The organism is Streptomyces sp. SID1328 (genome assembly GCF_009865595.1).
GTDB classification, from domain to species: domain Bacteria; phylum Actinomycetota; class Actinomycetes; order Streptomycetales; family Streptomycetaceae; genus Streptomyces; species Streptomyces griseoluteus.
This window is the reverse complement of the sequence record NZ_WWKH01001090.1, coordinates 1-791: the sequence shown is the minus strand read 5'-3', so window position 1 is coordinate 791 and position 791 is coordinate 1. Positions and strand designations below refer to the sequence as shown.

Below are 791 nucleotides of genomic sequence, written 5' to 3'. Positions count from 1 at the left end.
CGCTCCTGCGCCGACCCCGCCCGGTGGCACCCCCGGAGTGCTGCCGGCCCAGGCCGCCGCCCCGGGCCGCCGCTCCCCCGCCGACCTCAAGGCGGGCAACCGCCGCAAGCTCGCCTCCGCCAAGGACCTGCTGTCCCGCCACTCCTGGAACGCCGCGCCGGCGCAGGCATGGGGCACCCCGCAGGCGGACGGCGCACAGACTGCCGCGCCGGGGATCGCCAGCTCCGGCGCGGCGCAGACACCGGCCGCCCCGACGGGCCAGTGGGCGCTACCGGTCTCCGTCACGGACACCGGCCCACTGACGTACCCGATGCCGGGGGCGCTGGGCGACACCGGCTCGCTGCCCTACCCGATCCCCGGCCCGCTGAGCGACACCGGCGGTCTGAGCTACCTGGCCCCGGCCCCGCAGACGGACACGGGCACCCTGCCGGCCGTGGACACCAGCGCGTTCGCGCCCGGCTACGGCGCCGGCGCGTTCCCGGCGGCGGCCTCGCTGGCACCGACGTACGACACGGGGGCGTTCCCGGCGGTACCTCCGGTGGCCGAGGCGACCCCCGCCCCGACGTACGGGACCGGCGCGTTCCTGAGCGTAGTCCCGGGGGCCGAGGAGCCCCCGGCCCCCGCGTACGGGACGGGCGCTTTCCCGGCGGCCCCCGCCTTCCAGCCCGAACCGCCTGCGGCCCCGGCACCTGCCTTCCAGGCCGCGGCGCCGGCAGCCCAGGCAGCCCCCGCGCCCGCACCGGCTCCCGCCTACCAGGCCACACCGCCTGCGATCCCCGCCCCGGCCCAGG

At 79.6% G+C, this 791-nt stretch carries 1 pseudogene; it reads left to right on the top strand.

Features of this window, described 5'->3' with window-relative positions:
- Nucleotides 1–791 (top strand): annotated as a pseudogene (locus GT030_RS35185) (hypothetical protein); the annotation flags it as partial.